Origin of the sequence: Glutamicibacter sp. MCAF14, from assembly GCF_052114325.1 — a bacterium.
In the GTDB taxonomy this organism is placed as follows: domain Bacteria; phylum Actinomycetota; class Actinomycetes; order Actinomycetales; family Micrococcaceae; genus Glutamicibacter; species Glutamicibacter arilaitensis.
This window is the reverse complement of the sequence record NZ_JBFREO010000002.1, coordinates 277,614-293,459: the sequence shown is the minus strand read 5'-3', so window position 1 is coordinate 293,459 and position 15,846 is coordinate 277,614. Positions and strand designations below refer to the sequence as shown.

11 protein-coding genes and 1 pseudogene are annotated in these 15,846 nt (G+C 57.3%); all 12 read right to left on the bottom strand.

The features are described from left to right. Positions 1–4: 4 nt before the first annotated feature. A complete protein-coding gene (locus AB4Y71_RS03965; protein WP_441718075.1) occupies positions 5–940 on the bottom strand; it encodes a restriction endonuclease in 936 nt (311 codons plus the stop codon). A 2-nt stretch (positions 941–942) separates the two neighbouring features. Beyond that, positions 943–2,184, bottom strand: a complete 1,242-nt coding sequence (locus AB4Y71_RS03960; RefSeq protein WP_441718499.1) for a restriction endonuclease subunit S — start codon at positions 2,182–2,184, stop codon at positions 943–945. Next, positions 2,184–4,154, bottom strand: coding sequence for a type I restriction-modification system subunit M (locus AB4Y71_RS03955; RefSeq protein ID WP_441718072.1), 1,971 nt, complete (start codon positions 4,152–4,154; stop codon positions 2,184–2,186). Before AB4Y71_RS03955 ends, AB4Y71_RS03960 begins: the two co-directional genes overlap by 1 nt. Positions 4,155–4,747: 593 nt before the next feature. Next, positions 4,748–5,512: pseudogene (locus tag AB4Y71_RS03950) on the bottom strand (tRNA (adenosine(37)-N6)-threonylcarbamoyltransferase complex transferase subunit TsaD); the annotation flags it as partial. Positions 5,513–6,121: 609 nt separating this feature from the next. Beyond that, a complete protein-coding gene (locus AB4Y71_RS03945) occupies positions 6,122–7,552 on the bottom strand; it encodes a glycoside hydrolase family 32 protein (RefSeq protein ID WP_441718069.1) in 1,431 nt (476 codons plus the stop codon). Between the two features lie 158 nt (positions 7,553–7,710). Continuing rightward, a complete protein-coding gene (locus AB4Y71_RS03940; protein ID WP_441718066.1) occupies positions 7,711–8,658 on the bottom strand; it encodes an ABC transporter ATP-binding protein in 948 nt (315 codons plus the stop codon). Then, positions 8,655–9,572: an ABC transporter ATP-binding protein gene (locus AB4Y71_RS03935; RefSeq protein ID WP_441718064.1), complete on the bottom strand. Its 918-nt coding sequence runs from the start codon at positions 9,570–9,572 to the stop codon at positions 8,655–8,657. The genes AB4Y71_RS03940 and AB4Y71_RS03935 overlap by 4 nt, the downstream gene beginning before the upstream one ends. Further along, positions 9,569–10,543, bottom strand: coding sequence for an ABC transporter permease (locus AB4Y71_RS03930; RefSeq protein WP_441718061.1), 975 nt, complete (start codon positions 10,541–10,543; stop codon positions 9,569–9,571). The genes AB4Y71_RS03935 and AB4Y71_RS03930 overlap by 4 nt, the downstream gene beginning before the upstream one ends. 5 nt (positions 10,544–10,548) lie before the next feature. Beyond that, a complete protein-coding gene (locus AB4Y71_RS03925) occupies positions 10,549–11,526 on the bottom strand; it encodes an ABC transporter permease (RefSeq protein WP_096256852.1) in 978 nt (325 codons plus the stop codon). Between the two features lie 72 nt (positions 11,527–11,598). Further along, positions 11,599–13,275, bottom strand: a complete 1,677-nt coding sequence (locus AB4Y71_RS03920) for an ABC transporter substrate-binding protein (protein WP_441718058.1) — start codon at positions 13,273–13,275, stop codon at positions 11,599–11,601. A gap of 44 nt (positions 13,276–13,319) precedes the next feature. Then, positions 13,320–14,324 carry a LacI family DNA-binding transcriptional regulator gene (locus AB4Y71_RS03915; RefSeq protein ID WP_441718496.1) on the bottom strand — a complete coding sequence of 335 codons (1,005 nt, stop codon included), beginning with the start codon at positions 14,322–14,324 and terminating at the stop codon, positions 13,320–13,322. Between the two features lie 391 nt (positions 14,325–14,715). Then, positions 14,716–15,744, bottom strand: a complete 1,029-nt coding sequence (locus tag AB4Y71_RS03910) for a LacI family DNA-binding transcriptional regulator (RefSeq protein ID WP_223261468.1) — start codon at positions 15,742–15,744, stop codon at positions 14,716–14,718. Between the last annotated feature and the right edge of the window lie 102 nt (positions 15,745–15,846).

The window sequence follows — 15,846 nt, the reverse complement described above, 5'->3', positions numbered from 1 at the left end:
CCCCCTAGAAACCGTCGAAAAAGTCTTGGTCAAGCTTCTTTACCACCACGGTACGGTCCACTTGGACCCCGACGCCGTAGTCGAACATGAGAGACGCCAGCCGTTGACCATCGATCAGGATCAGCGTGTAGTGGGCGGTGTCCCGGGCAACGGCACGCGCACCGCTTGTGAACGTCGAGGTGGTAATGAAGATGCCCTTGGTGGCACGGAACTGGCCCAAGGCGCCGCTGAAGGCCTGCACCTCGGGTGAGCCAACATTGTTCCCCTCGGCGTACCGCTTCGCTTGGAGATAGACGCGGTCGAATCCAAGGGCATCCTGCCACACGATGCCGTCGATCCCTTTGTCGCCGGATCGCTGCGTGGGCCTCAGGTTGTCTTCCCTGTCGGTTCCGTAGCCCAGCGCCTTAACCACGAATGGAATCAAGCGTTCGAACGCTTCAGGAGTGAGTTCCAGAAGGTTGCGGTAGATCTCGTCGATCACGACCTGGTTCAGCTGGTTCGCCGCTTGTTCCAGGACTTCAGAGGGATCGGATTCGGCCACTGGAATTGCCGAAGCATCCATTGTGCGAGTGCTTGCCGTTGAAGGAGCCTTGGGGAGCCTCGATTTCTTCTGATACTCGCGGTAGGAGTCGTACTCCATCAGTGTCTGATAGGTGATGGGTGCACCGTCTGCAATGCGGCGACGTCCCTCGTCGCTGATCCGATATTGACCGCGAGCTTCGCGCACGACCAATCCGGCCTTCATCGAGTCGAACACTGCCCAGTAGACCCGGTTTACCCAGCGGGCTTCCCCCGAGGACATGACTTCGGCCATGTCCTCGTCGGAGAGATTCGTACGGTCCGCCACCGCGGCCCGTATCTCGGCATTCCTCCGGATCTGCCCATCCGACATGATCCTTAGGACGGGGTCAACAAACCCATGCCACTGTGGCAGCGCCATCGTTAAGCAGCTCCTTTTCGAGTATCTATTTTCCCGGTGACGGCAGCGGAAATGAGGGCTGAGCGGCGCTCGGATAGGAGCTTCACGGCCGTCTCCGAACGACGTATCAAGGCGTCGATGCGTCCCGTCCTCGAATCAAGATAGTCGACGATCCTCTGCTGTTCCGTAATGGATGGAGCAACAAGTCGAAGTTCGATAAGCTTGCTTGCCTTAAGCCCCAAAGCAGTCGATCCAGTTGCCCGTTCCTCGAGCTGAGCCTGGAAGTAAGGAGAATTCATTGCATACACGGAAAATTCTGGAATCAACTCTGCCTTCGGCCGGAATTTGATAACACGCTGGGCCAAAGCCACCCCCGGATCATCAACGAGTGCGAAGTTTCCGAGAGGAGCCTCCATCGTCATGAGAATGTCGCCTAGCGCAGGTCGGCCTCGGCTCATGACATTATCGTAATCATCCACCCCCACATATTCGGTCGAGGCTTCATAGTCGAGGTAGCCCTTCCTCACGTTCTTTGCCGTAACCAAGAAGATCCCATCGTCGGTCTTCTTTGGAGTCGCACCGCGATAGTCCACTCGCCCTGCCATGAAATGACACATCGGCTTCTCCGTCCAATGACTAGGGATGTCACCGAGCCAAGGGACGCTGGAGGGATTGGTCGGGGCGGTGGGGTCGAGGCCTCTGGTGACGGCATAGGTGATGGTGGCTTGGCGCTTCTCGGCAAGCAGTTCGATGAGGCGTTCCTGCTTGATGATCAGGTCGTCAATCTGGGCCGTTTCACGATCAAGGAACACCACAATGGACTGCTGTTGCACGAGGGACGGCAGTGGAACTTTGATCGAACCAAGGTCTCCCTGGGTCATGCTCGGTACAGCCGTGTTGGTTTGGAAGTAATCGTAAGGAATCGTCGTCGCAAAGTAGTGCAGGTACTTTGCCGAAATTCGGCGGCTTACGGACGTATAGAACATGGTGTCGACAGTCCAGAACCGGCCATTGACATAGAGAGGCTTGTCTACCGTTCCCTTTCGCCCGAGGAGAACGGACTCTCCATCGTGCAAGAAACGAGACGTTCGGGCAAATTCGCCGCCCGAACCGAAGACCGGGTAGCCGCCCTCGTCAACTTGGAAGTCTTTGTAATCTGACCCATTTCGTATTGAGGCAAGATAGCGGAGGTTAGGCTCCGCCCACGCTTGGGGAATCGTGTCATACCAAAATGACCCGGAGGACTTTCGTCCAGCAGCAACCATCACTTCTCGACCTCGGCCAACAGCGTGGTGATCTCCGAGATAAGGCTGTTGAGGTCCGCATCGATCTCATCCAGAGACCTCGGTGCGACGTATTTGTAGAAGTGCCGCGTGAACGGGATCTCGTAGCCCACCTTGGTCTTTGTTTCGTCGATCCAGGCATCGGGGACGTACGAGAGTACTTCTCGTTCGAAGTAGGTCCGAATGTCTTCGCACAGCGGCACGTTCTCCGTGTCGCGAAGCTCCGTGTCGGCTTCTGGCTTTCCCTTTGGCCCCTTGCACACGTCCGCGGTCTCGTCGCGTTCGGATAGCCCCGCGAGCACGGCCTTGAGTGTTGGCGCGCCGAGTTTCAGTCCGCTTCTTGTGAGTGCCGGTTTGAGGATCCTGAGAAAGGCCTCGCGGTTCTTGTAAACCTCAGCTGGGTCGACCATTTCGGAGCGGAGTGCCTTTTCCAAGAGCAGCCGGTCGTCGTTGGCCAGCTTTTCCACCGGCTTCTGCTCCAGCACGGCGTCGATACGCTCTGCGGTGAAGGCGAAGTTGATCTTCAGCGGGCGCTCCACGGTGATGGTGGAGTAGCCGAAGTCCTGGTTGTTGAAGATCTTGGAGGTCTCGCCGTCGTTCTCGAACGCCCCGTACATCCGCACGATGCTCGCGATGTCGTTGGGACCGAGTTCCTTGCGTTTGGACCCGAGGCTCTTGCGCATTTTCTGGAAGAAGTCAACACCATTGATGAGCTGGATCTTGCCGACACGCTCCGGATGCTTATGCTTCTTGCTGTTGGAGAGGATCCAGATGTAGGTAGCGATGCCGGTGTTGTAGAACATGTCCGTGGGCAGGGCAATGATGGCCTCCACGAAGTCGTTCTCGATCAGGTACTTGCGGATCTCGGATTCACCGGAGCCAGCATTGCCGGTGAACAGCGGCGAGCCGTTCAGGACGATGCCGATGCGTGAGCCACCTTCGTGGGCCGGGCGCATCTTGCGGACGAGGTGTAGTAGGAAGAGCAGGGAGCCGCCACTGACCCGCGGGAGGCCTGGGCCGAAGCGGCCGTCGAATCCGTGGAGCTCGTGCTCCTTCTGGATCTGCGACTGGATCTTCTTCCATTCCACGCCGAAAGGAGGGTTGGAAAGCATGAAGTCGAATTGCTGGCCGATGTTCTGGTCATTAGCCAGGGTGTCGCCAACGGAGATCTTGGAGATGTCCTGGCCCTTGATGAGCAAGTCGGATTTACAGATGGCGTACGACTCGTCGTTGATTTCCTGGCCATATGCAACGAGTGAGGCGCTGGGGTTGAGCGAGTGTAAGTGTTCCTGGGCGACGGTGAGCATGCCCCCTGTCCCGGCGGTGGGATCGTAAATGCTGCGGACGATTCCCTCCTTGGTGAGGACGTCGTCGTCGTAGTTCAGTAGGAGCTGGACCATGAGCTGGATGACTTCGCGCGGGGTGAAGTGCTCACCGGCGGTCTCGTTGGAAGATTCAGCGAAGCGACGGATGAGCTCTTCAAACATGAGGCCCATCTCGATGTTGCTGATGGTTTCCGGGCGGAGATCAATCGCCGCGAAGTCCTTGACCACGTGGTAGAGGAGGTCCGAGCCGTCCAACTTATCAAGCGTCTTGTAGAACTCGAATCGTTCGAAGATGTCACGGGTGTTTTCCGAGAACCCCTGAACGTAGTTGAGGATGTTGGCCTTGATATTCGTAGGATCATCTAGGAGCTTGGCGAAGTTGAATAGCGAAGTGTTGAAAAAGCTATGGCCTGAAGCCTTCTGGAGGAAGGTGTCCAGAGGGATGTTCAGTTTCTTTTTGTCCTCTGCCTCTTTCAGGACGGCATCCTTGGTTTCTGCAAGCACACCGTCCAGTCGGCGCAGGATGGTGAACGGGAGAATCACCGAACCGTATTGTGCCGGTTTATAGGTACCCCGCAGAATGTTTGCGATGCTCCACACCAGATTGGCGTTGTTATTCCCGGCCACTTACTCCTACTTCCATTGCCACAGGCAGGGGGCACACCGGAAGTCTTGTTTGCCACTGGCCGCGTCCCCATTGCCGTGCAGCTTAGATTGATCGCACACGTACTTACCTTGAATTGTATGTTGAGACCAGCCATGTTCTGACGATTGACGCTCTCGTAGATGAACTGTTAGTGATCCAAAACGAGTACCTGACATTCTGCTAGTGCTGCATGAGTATTTGGGAGTGATCCTCCGCATGTAGCGCCCACGATTGTCAGCTTAGAACTGATGCCTGAGATGCATGCCAATTCGTCTGCGGCCAATAACGAACGGAAACGGTCGCTCATTGGTATGGCTATCTAGGGGCCTCATCATCCAAGTGATGAGGCCGCCTGCTGTAAGAACTCGCGCCAAGGTGACTCGCGGTACGCTACTTAGCTAGAAGTAATTTGCAGTGCCGACTCTTGTACATGGGACCGAGTCTTACATGACACGTCGATTCAAAAACGTCGTCGAGTACCTACGCCATCGACAGCCGTGGCCAACTTGAATTCACCGCTTTGATCAACTGATTTAGGATGGCTCTGGAAGTTTTCCGTGGCGTAGAACTGAAGCTATGGTTTTTTCAGTACCATCTGGACCAACGACTGCGAAGAGTCCGTCGCGAAGTCCAGGCCCGAAGGTTCGGCGCCCGCGGCCACCAGCTGGGCGCCGAGAGCGGCAACCATTCCACCGTTATCCGTGCAAAGCGAGAACGGCGGAACCACTAGTTCGATTCCGGCCGAAGCGCAGCGCGCCGCAAGTAGCTCGCGCAAGCGGGTATTCGCCGCGACTCCCCCACCCAGCAGTAAAGTCTTCAGCCCATTCTCCTGCATAGCGCGCACTGCCTTAGAGGTGATCACGTCCACCACAACTTCTTGGAAAGATGCGGAAATATCCGCTACCGGGATCTGCTCCCCCGCCGCTTCAAAATGCTCCACGCAGCGAGCCACGGCGGTCTTCAGCCCGGAGAAGGAGAAGTTATTCCGGTGCTTGCTCGGTTCCTCGGCGGAGCCCACGAACTTCGGCAGCGACAGCCCGCGAGGGAAACGGAACGCTTTCCTGTCTCCGTCTTTGGCTGCCTTGTCTATGGCCGGCCCGCCCGGATAGCCCAGGCCCAGCAAACGGGCGGTCTTGTCATAGGCTTCGCCAGCTGCGTCATCGATGGTGGCGCCAAGCATCTGCACATCGTTGGTCAGCGAGGTAACCTTCAGAATTTCGGTATGGCCACCGGAGACCAGCAGCGCACCGAAGGTCGGTGGAAGCACGGTACCTTCAAGCACCCCGACACCCACGTGCGCCACCAAGTGGTTAATGCCGTACAGCGGCTTGCCGGTGGCCGGCACTGGACTATTTCGATACCCGCTTCTCCACGCCAGTTGATATCAAAATCGATGCCGCGCTTGCCGGCTGGAAAATAAGCGTTGTCCATAACGGAGAACCACTACTTCATGCAACACCCAAGGATTTAGGTTGGGAGGGGTGAAAGAAATCTTGGTTTATCTCAGTGGTTCATGCCACGGCAACCCCCTGATGTCATTCTGACTGGCTTCCCCACGCAATGCCGTCGACTCACCTATGGTCACGAACTCACTTGCCGAGTGCGGGGGGAATGGTGAACTGACAAATCCGGTAAGCGCAGCGACAAAATTTGCCTCACAAATGATCAACTGTGCATAACATGGCTTGTTCCTCTCGGACTATCCTGTTCAAGACTACACCGAACATGGTGGGGCACTGTTGAAGCGCGACTTGATGCCAGCACTCATCATGACTTACAAATTCCTCAGCAAGATCCGCGATTCCCCGTAGCAGGCGATCGCACGACCGGCCGGATACTCCTCTTTGCGCCAGGAAAAGTAGGGTATTGGCCCGGGAAAGCTTGCTTCCCCGGGCCAACCTTGGGTGTCGGGAACCGGCTTAGCGTCATACCGGTCTTGCCCTAACTTCTAAGCGAATGCCAGATTGCGCACGGTGAGGTTCTTGTACGTTGCTGTCCCGCCCGAAACGAACAATTTGATCCCGGAATCTGTGGCCAGCGGGAATACCCGGTGCGAGTGAACGATCCTGCCATTACCGAAGAACACTTCGACGCTGGAGCGGTCCACCAGGATGCGTACCTTGAGTCTTCCGCTCGGTGCCTCTAATGGACTCTTGGTTTCGCTCTTATCCCCGGGGTGGAAGCTCGGCTTGCGGTTCATGTAGGCGAACCCTCCGGCCAGAAAGATTCCGGTGGCCACGTGACGCGTGCCGGTTTTTGCCCGGCACAGCTCAAATCCCACGTTCTCTGGCGGGTTAGCTGGATCCCAGCTCAATTCGCATTCCAGCTCATAAGCACTGCTCGAGAAATCCAGGACCTGCTCCCCAGATACCGCCGGGCTGCCTAAGCTTTTTGTCGGACCGGCCAGCTTGTCCAACTGCTTTACCGGAATCGAGGCGAGGTAGTAGCCTTCTGCACCGGCGATCATCCGCACCTCGCGCACAATCATGTCATCTCCGTTGTAGCCATCTGTGGCCATGCTTGGGGCATTGTGTGGGTAATCCCAGAAGTTGTTCCACCCAATGACACGGCGCAGTTTGGGATTTTCGCTCCCGTCAGCACGATGATCCGGATAGGTCACCGCACCGTAGAAGTCAAAGCCCCAGTCAAGCCATTGCGGATCTTCTTCCTTGGTGGTGAAGGCCTCTCCATCAAAGTCGCCCACCCAGTATGCGTAAGTGGCGGGCAGATCATGTGGCTTGCCATTGGCGCTGGTGCCAAGCACCCATTGTTTGGTTCCGTCAGAAGCCTGGATCTGGAACAGGTCCGGGCATTCGAGGGTGCCCAAGGTGGTGCGCACAAATTCGCTGGTTCTTTTCCACCGCTTCAGGTTCACCGAGGTATACAACCCGATGCGGTCCCCCTCAGCATTAAGCATGACCCACAGTGAACTTTGCTCATGCCAGATGATCTTCGGGTCTCGGAAGGCTTCCACGCCTGGGTTAGCCAGTACCGGATTGGTTCCACCGGGTTTGAAGCTGCGTCCTTTGTCGGTGGAGTACCAGAGGTACTGGGCTTGCACGCCGCCCGGTGCCTGGGTGACCAGAGCAATCAACGCGCCTTTCCCGTAGCCCGCGGTGTTCTTTTCGTCGATGACTATCGAGCCGGACCAGCAATCCCCGTTAGGACTTTCATGCTTGCTGATGGCTACACCGTGGTCGGTGAAGTTCACATGGTCCGTGGTGGTTGCCAAACGCCAGCTCGTACCGGTGCCACCGAGAATGTAGTCCTCGTTGTATAGGTAGTAGTACAGGTATTCACCGTCCAGATACACCGGACGCTGCGGGTCATTTTTCCAATTATCCGGAACGCTGAAGTGATAACTGGGACGGTAGCTCATCGCAGCAGAAGCCTTCTTGTTATTTTTTCCCCGTTTTGATGGGGTCGCAACGGCCGCCCCAGCGCCTAGTCCAGTCAGGGTCAATGCAGTGGCCGAGGTCAGAGTGGCAACGATGCTCCGTCTGGACGGTCCAGCATTGGTCATGTCTTTGTTTGAGCTCATGTCATTTCGCTTTCGTCCGCCAGCACCCAGTGCTGGCTTGATTCATCGATAATGTGCTTTTGCAGGTTGGCGCTGGTGGACCAACGCTGGATTTGTTCGCGTAGGGCCGCACGCTTTGGGGCGTCGAGGCTACCGTCTCGGTCAGGGTCAGGCACCGCACCCACGAGCAGCTGAGTATATGGATGGCTCGGGTTATCCAGCAGTTGCACGGATTCTCCTGATTCCACGATTCGCCCCTCGTTAAGCACAGCAATTCGGTCCGAGAGATAACGGGCCGAAGCCAGATCATGGGTGACGTAAAAGATGGTGATCCCGTGCTCGTCACGCAGTTTATGCAGCAGGTTCAACACACCAATGCGCACCGAGACGTCTAGCATTGAGGTCGGTTCGTCGGCCAGAATGATGCTCGGTTTGGCCGCCAGCACTCGGGCAATCGCGATGCGCTGACGCTGTCCGCCAGAGAGCTCGTGGGGGAATGAGGAGAGCACATCCGGGCTGAGGCCCACGGTACTCACCAGCTTTGCCATTTCACTGCGCTTTGATTTAATTTCTGGCTGGTGCAGAGCCAAGGAACGTTCTAAGATATGCTCCACGCGGAAGGTAGGGTTCAGCGAACCGAAGGGGTCTTGGAAGACCATCTGCACTTCGCTTCGGTACTTGCGCACCGCTGCCCCCTTCAGCCCCGCAATATCTGTTCCATTAACTAGAACCTCGCCGGAATCCGGAGTTTCAAGCAGAGCAAGGCAACGGGCCAGCGTCGACTTGCCGGATCCCGACTCCCCCACCAGTGCCACGATTTCCCCGTGTTGCATTTCCAGATCTATATCTCGCAAGGCAGGAATTTTCTTTCGACTAAACAGCGCAGAGCTGGTAAACGATTTGCTCAGCGAACGGATTCGCACGGCCGGACCCACTGCGGTCCGCTGGGTAGCAGTTGAAGTCATAGCAGTTCTCCTTGCGACAGCACAGGCTGATCCGAGGGAGCCACCCAATGGCCCTCGCCGGTGTCTTCCAGATCCTGGATGTTGGTAAATTTGGTACCTTCGGCAAGCCCTGTGAGCTTGACACGTGGGCCATGCAGAGGTGGGAAAGCTCCCAGCAGCGCTTGAGTATAGGGGTGCCGGGAACCATGGCGCAGCGTTGTTGCCGGAGCCAGCTCCACAATGCGACCGCCGTACATGATGCCAATACGGTCAGATAGTTCAAGCATCAACGACATGTCGTGGGTGATGAACAAAATCGCGAAGCCGAGTTCTTTTTGCAGTTCACGGATCTGTTCCAAGATCTCCTGCTGAACCACCACATCTAGCGCTGTAGTAGGTTCGTCGAGGATCAACAGCCGCGGGTTCAAAGCACAGGCCATGGCGATGACAATGCGTTGGCGCTGGCCTCCGGAAAGCTGGTGCGGGTAAGCGCGCAACCGTATCGGATCGATGCGCACCATCTTTAGCAGTTCGTGGGCACGATGCAGCGCGGCCGCCCGGGTACCGCCACGGTGGGTGCGGATCACGTCGATGAATTGCTCACCGATACGAGTGACCGGGTTCAGGGAGTTCATGGCCGACTGGAACACCATGGCCACGTTATTCCAACGCCAGGAACGCAACGCTGCCTCATCCATGCCCAGCACGTCCGTGCCGTCAAAGAGGACTTTCCCGTTGCTGATCCGGGCAGGGTCCTTGAGCAGACGCATGATCGAGTTCGCGATCGTGGACTTACCGCAGCCGGACTCGCCGGCCAGGCCAAAGATCTCACCAGAATGGATGGTGAAGCTGACCCGATCCGCACCGCGGACCGCACGTTCATCGCTGACGTATTCGACGGTCAGCTCCTGAACTTCCAATACCGGGACGGTCATTTTTCTTCCTTTCGCGCCACGGTGGTCGCCGCGGTGCTCTTCGTTGCATGCTTAGGCCTGCGCAGGCGCGGGTTGGTAATCTCATCTACCGCGTAGTTGCACAACGCCAAGGCGAAGGCCACCAACGCAATAGCCAGACCCGATGGAACAAAGATCCACCACTGGCCGAGCATCAGCGAACCATCGCTGGTAGCCCAGAACAGGTTGGTGCCCCAGGAGAGCGTGTTTACATCTCCCAGACCCAGGAATTCGAGTCCGGCTTGGGCACCAATGGAACCGATGATGCAGCCCAGCAGGGTGGTCATGACCACTGAGGCCATATTCGGCAAGATCTCGCGCACCATAATGCGCAGTGGACGTTCACCGGATACCTGGGCGGCCGCCACATAATCCTTGCCCCGAATGGACATGGCTTGAGAACGCATGACGCGGGCACTACCGGCCCAACCGGTAATCACCAGCACCACGATGACCGTTCCAAGACCCGGCGGCATGAATGCTGCCAGGATGACCAACAACGGCAGACCCGGAACCAGCAGGAACACGTTGGTCACCAGCGAGAGCGCTTCGTCCAGACCACGGCCGAAGTACGCGCCGCTCAAACCGATCAGCACGCCGATCACGGTGGACAAGATACCAGCGGCAAAGCCGACAAATAGCGAGGAGCGCGCTCCCCACAAGGTCAAGCCGAGGACGTCTTGGCCTTTGGTGGTGGTGCCCAGCCAGTGTTCCAGACTCGGAGCGGAGGCACCGGCAGAGGTGATGCGCGCCGGATCTCCCGGGAAGAACACCGGGGCCAGCAGCGCCAGCACAATGAACACTAAAATGATGCTCAGCCCGGCCACCGCCTTGCCGTTGCGCAGCAAGGTACGCAGCAGGCGTGTGGCACCTAGTCGAGCGCGAGCCGTGGAGCTTTCTGCCGCCGGGTCCTCGGGAGTCAAGGTCAGGGAATCTGTGGTTATCTGGCTCATGAGGTTCAGCCCTTCCGCACACGAGGGTCGAGTCGGACGTAGACCAGGTCTACAAGGAAGTTCGCGATCAGCACCGCGGCGGTAATGGTCAGGAACATGCCCTGCATCAATGGGTAGTCAAGGCCTTGGACTGCAGCGAGCAGCTGGTATCCAACGCCCGGGTAGGCGAACACTACTTCGGTGAGCAAGGCTCCACCGACGATAAACCCGATGCTCATGCCCATGCTTGTCACCGAGGGCAGCATTGCATTGCGTGCAGCATAGTTCAGCATGATGCGGTGCGGGCGCAGGCCCTTGGCCTCGGCCATCAGGATGTAATCCTCGGAGTTGGTGGCAATCATGGTGTTGCGCATGCCCAGCATCCAGCCGCCCAAGGACACCAGCACAATGGTTAATGCTGGCAGGAACAGGTGAGCTGCCACATCCAAAATGAATTCAAGGTTGAATCCGGGGACCAGACCCACGGAGAAGGCGTGACGCATCGGGGCGACACCCATATTGATGCCAAAGATATATAGCGCACCCATGGCGAGCCAGAAGTACGGGAAGGAACCGATGAATACCAGCAGTGGCGGAGCCACCGAGTCCAGGAAACCGCCACGGCGCCAGGCCGCGAGGATACCCAGCAAGTTGCCGAGGATCACCGCGATCACCAATGAGGTGATCCCGAGCAACAGCGTCCAAGGCAGCTGAGAGGCGATAACTTCGGAGACTGGCGTGGGGAAACGAGAAATCGACATACCGAAATCGCCGGTGAGGATGCGGCCAAGGTAGCTGAAGTATTCGGGGATCAGCGGGCCGCCGTCTACGCCCATCATGGTGCGTAGCGCGTCGACCTGCTGTGGTTCGAGGCGTTGCTGCGAGCGGGAAAGCATGCGGGTGACCGGGTCACCGGGCATCAGCCGCGGCAGCAGAAAGTTTAGGGTGATGGACGCCCAGAAGGCTAGCAGGTAAAAGCCCAGACGCCGGAAGAGGAAGCTCATAATATGTGTCCTTCACGAAAGATCGCGTCGTGGTGGGCAGCTAGAGGCCGCCCACCACGTGGGAGCTTGATGCTATTTCGCGGGTTCTAGGTTGGTGAGCACCAGCACGGTGGTCGGTGCGCGGTTGCTCAGAGTCGCGTAAGGGTTTTCCTCGGTGGGCCAACCAACAAAGTTCTCGGTGGTGTAGGCACCCCACTCCGGGCCAGGGAACAACGGCACAACCGGAGCTAGTTCGCTATACAGCGACTGCAAGTCATTGATGACCTGCTTCTGCTCGCCTTCATCACCGGTAGCCACAAACTTGTTCAGCAGGTCATCTGCCTTTTTGTCGCTGAAGCGGTGGTAGTTGTCAAAGGTCTGCTTGCCGACCGGCTTGACGTTTTGGCTTCCCATGAGGTTCAGGTAGTACTGATACGGGGTCGGAGCGTTAGCAGTCCAGACGATACCGGTATCAAATTCACCGGTCTCGTAGGCTGCGGTCACCGCGGCCCAGTCAGGGGAATCAACGGTGGCTTTGATGCCCACATCCTGAAGGTTCTGCGCGATAATGTTTGCTACCGACAGCCAGTCAGTGGAGCTTGAACCCACGGAGATGTCGAAGGTGAATGGTTTACCGTCTGGGGTGGTGCGCTGTCCTTGGGCGTTTTCCTTGTAGCCAGCCTCATCCAGCAGCTTCTTGGCGCCTTCAAGATCGCGCTTGGTCCAGTCGCACTTCTCTACGACCGAGGCATCACGCCACTTGTCATAGTTGCCCGACAGCCCGGTGCAGTCGGCCGGAACGGTGTAGTCGGTCATGCCGACCTTAACAACCTGTTCACGGTCCACGGCCATGCTCAATGCCTTGCGCACCCGGACGTCGGAGAATTCTTCCTTGGTGGTGTTCAGCTGCCAGTTGATCTCTGCCCCGGTAGTTGGGAACCAGTAGTGGCGGTGTTCTGGGTCTTTGTCCACATAGGTGGTCTGGATGTCCGGCATGTAGGTCTGAGTCCAGTCGACATCGCCGGAGATAGCTGCCAGGTTGGCACCGTCGTTGCCGGCGAAGGCGAGCATCCGGATGCCGCCAAGCTTCTGCTTCTCGGGCTGCCAGTAGTTCGGGTTCTTTTGCAGCTCGAAGGACTGGGCCTGGAAGTTGGCAATCTCGGTGTACGGGCCGGTGCCGACCGGAGTCGGGTTCTCTTCGTTGCCTGGCTTGTCGAACTTGGACCAGATGTGCGCAGGCACGATAACCTGCTGGCCCAATTCGTACAGTGCCGGGGCGAAAGCCTTCTTGAAGGTAAACTCCACGGTGGTCTTATCCGGGGTCTTGATGGACTTCAGGTAGTCATAGCCGCCGAGCAGTTCCTTCTGCAGCTCCACGGAAAGCTTCACGTCCTTGGAGGTCAGCTCGGTGCCATCGGAGAACTTGACTCCCGGACGCAGATTAAAGGTCAGCGACTTGCCGTCGGTGCCCGCTTCCCAGTCGGTGGCCAACCAGGGCACCGTGTCGCCGCCGGCAGGGTTGTAAACCAGCATGGACTCGTAGATGGACTGGCCGGTCATTGGCGCGGCGTTGGGCGAGAACGGGTTGAAATTCTTGGAGAAGGTACCCATGTCTTCACGCGGAATAGTGAGGAACGCTGAGCTGGTTGTTGCTCCGTCAGCTTCGGTTCCGCCTGGATTTGATGCGACGCATCCGGTCAGCGCGAGCGCGCCGACCGCTGCGGTCGCAGCCACGGCAAGGTGCGCGCGGCGTAAGTATTTGACTATCATGGAAGTTCCTCATCCATTCATGTGATGTGTAGCGGAGGGGAAGCTCATCTTTGGCCGTGCATGGCCACAGATGAACGAATGCGTGGAGGGCAGCCGATGGTAATTTGGCGATTCTCAATCGGTGAGCCCTCTACCATTTGATTCAGTAATGACACCCCTGCCATACCCATTTCTTCAAAGGGCAAGGCGATGGTTGTCAGTTTTGGTCGCATATGTGGTGCCAGAATCTCTTGATCATCAAAACCGACGATTGAGATGTCTTCCCCCACTCGCAAACCGAGTTCCTTGATTGCGTCATAGGCGCCCATGGCGATCCGGTCATTACCGCAAAAAATTGCGGTAGGCGGATCCAGTTGGCTTAGCAGTGTTTGCGTACCGTGGTACCCGCTGTCGGCAGTTCCATCACCAGGCACGATCCGGGAATCATTGAATTCAATTCCGTGATCGCGCAGGGCCTGCTTCATACCGGCTTGGCGTCCGATTTGCGCAGGAATTCCTGTTTTGAGAGTGATGTGCCCGATGCTGGTGTGCCCGGCCTTGGCCAGGATTTCGGCGGCAGCGTATCCGCCGCCGAATTCGTCCGGAACAATTGATGGCAATTGGCCTCCGGCATCGAAGCAGTTGACCAGTACGCAGGGAACTGTTTTTGCATTTTCCGGCACCGTGATTTGGCGGTGCCAGGAAGTCGCGATGATCAATCCGCCAACCTGCTGTTCAAGCAGCTTCTCAACGGCGAGGTTGTCCATACCTGGATCATCGTCGCTGGGTGCGATAAGGAGGAAGTTGCCGTCTTTCCATGCTGCCTGCTGCGCTCCCTTGATCACGTCAGTGGCAAAGGGCGAGGTGGCAATTTCGGTCACCAGCCCGAACCAGGAGCTGCGTTTGCTGGCCAAGGTTCGTGCGGCTGCGTTGGGGCGGTAGCCCAGTTCGCGCGCCGTTTGGTTGATTCGTTCTCTTGTGGTTTCGGGGATGCTTGATTCCATCCGGCCGTTGAGTACGAATGAGACGGTTGTTCGGCTCACCCCGGCTGCTTTGGCAACGTCGGCCATGGTCACTGACTGTTGAGACATGCCCCTCCTCCCCTTCGAGATCAGTGCGTTTCGCGTCGTGCCAACGGTTTGCTAACACGATTCAGTAACGCGCGTTACTACGCTGTGAAATAAGGTAACCTACATCACTTACGGCTGTCAAGGAAGAAGTTTTGCGGCAGTGAAAATCATTGACAGGATCGATTCCTGACCGTCAAGGCCATGGATCCAAGACATCGAAATCCCTTGCTTCATTCAGCTGAGTAGGGCAAATGGGGCACGATGCCACAGGGCAGAGGCGTAATCAGCATCCCGAAGCATGGCAGCCATTCCCCGAAATGGCACGGGTGGACACAAAGGAAATCGTGGAAATCAGGTTCGCGGAACCGGCCGGCTCGGTTGTGCCCGCGAGTCAGCGGGATTTCATGGACTCGCGCTCGATGAGCGGCATGTCGATCTGATGCTCCCCGGGCTCCAGCTTTCCATCGAGCAGAAGCTCAACGGCCAGAGCCCCCATCCCCTCATATGGAAGTCGAATAGAGGTCAATTGCGGGCGAAGGTAGCTGGCAATAATCTCGTCATCGAAAGACAGCACGGACAGGTCCGTTCCTGGCTTCAGGCCATTTTCGGCGAGCGCTTGGAAGACACCCATGGCCACGCGGTCATTGGCGCAAATGATGGCGTCAGGGTTGTACCCGTCGGCTAGCATCCGGATTGTTGCTTCATATCCGTCGGTGGGGTTCCAGTCGTCGAGCACCCAGTGGCCCAGTACTTCGAGGTTTGATTCCGCCAAGGCTCTGCGCAGGGAGCCGAAGCGGCGAGAGATACTTGGATAGGTTCGCGGATCCTTTTCGGCGTTTTCAAGTTCACCGATGACCGCAACACTCTTCGCCCCGGATTCGATAACCCTCTGCACGGCTTTAGCCCCCGAATCCATCTCATTGGGAAGCACTGCGACGCAAGGGCTGTCGTCTAGGCCGTTGACCAGCACGGTGGGCAATCCAGTTTTCGGGATCTTCAAATCACGTTGGCGAGAATCCATGAACCCAAGAATCAGCCCGTCAACGTCCCGGTGGGTCATCTGCGTTATTGCTTCAGCCATTTGCTCTGGCTTGCCGAAGGTCTCAGCAATGAGCACCGTATGGCCTCGCTCTTCCGCTGCGCGCAGGATGCCGGTGATCATTTCGGAAGCAAAACGAGTCACGGTAACTTGATCAGAGATGAACCCCAGGGTGCGCGTCTTCCCGCTTCGCAAGGATTGGGCTGCCGCATTTGGCCGGTAACCCAGTTTCTTGGCGGCCGCGCGCACTCGTTCTGTGGCTTCGGCGGACAGTCGCGTGCCCGGCTTATTGTTCAGGATCATGCTGACGGCAGCCTTGGACATCCCCGAAGCTTCTGAAACGTCAGCAATTGTTATCCGCTTGGCTTTAGGCGATTCCACATTTCCCTCTTGAGACAGTTCGAATGCAATTATTCGACCCTAGCCTATTGCAGTGATTCGGCCGCGCTGTTAGAGTCTTGTGCTAAATCCATTTAGCCAACT

What these genes read in the sequence shown, in the direction of transcription:
- AB4Y71_RS03965 (WP_441718075.1), bottom strand. Translation starts at nt 940, where the DNA reads ATGGCGCTGCCACAGTGGCATGGGTTTGTTGACCCCGTCCTAAGGATC.
- AB4Y71_RS03960 (WP_441718499.1), bottom strand. Translation starts at nt 2,184, where the DNA reads ATGGTTGCTGCTGGACGAAAGTCCTCCGGGTCATTTTGGTATGACACG.
- AB4Y71_RS03945 (WP_441718069.1), bottom strand. Translation starts at nt 7,552, where the DNA reads ATGAGCTACCGTCCCAGTTATCACTTCAGCGTTCCGGATAATTGGAAA.
- AB4Y71_RS03940 (WP_441718066.1), bottom strand. Translation starts at nt 8,658, where the DNA reads ATGACTTCAACTGCTACCCAGCGGACCGCAGTGGGTCCGGCCGTGCGA.
- AB4Y71_RS03935 (WP_441718064.1), bottom strand. Translation starts at nt 9,572, where the DNA reads ATGACCGTCCCGGTATTGGAAGTTCAGGAGCTGACCGTCGAATACGTC.
- AB4Y71_RS03930 (WP_441718061.1), bottom strand. Translation starts at nt 10,543, where the DNA reads ATGAGCCAGATAACCACAGATTCCCTGACCTTGACTCCCGAGGACCCG.
- AB4Y71_RS03925 (WP_096256852.1), bottom strand. Translation starts at nt 11,526, where the DNA reads ATGAGCTTCCTCTTCCGGCGTCTGGGCTTTTACCTGCTAGCCTTCTGG.
- AB4Y71_RS03920 (WP_441718058.1), bottom strand. Translation starts at nt 13,275, where the DNA reads ATGATAGTCAAATACTTACGCCGCGCGCACCTTGCCGTGGCTGCGACC.
- AB4Y71_RS03915 (WP_441718496.1), bottom strand. Translation starts at nt 14,324, where the DNA reads ATGGCCGACGTTGCCAAAGCAGCCGGGGTGAGCCGAACAACCGTCTCA.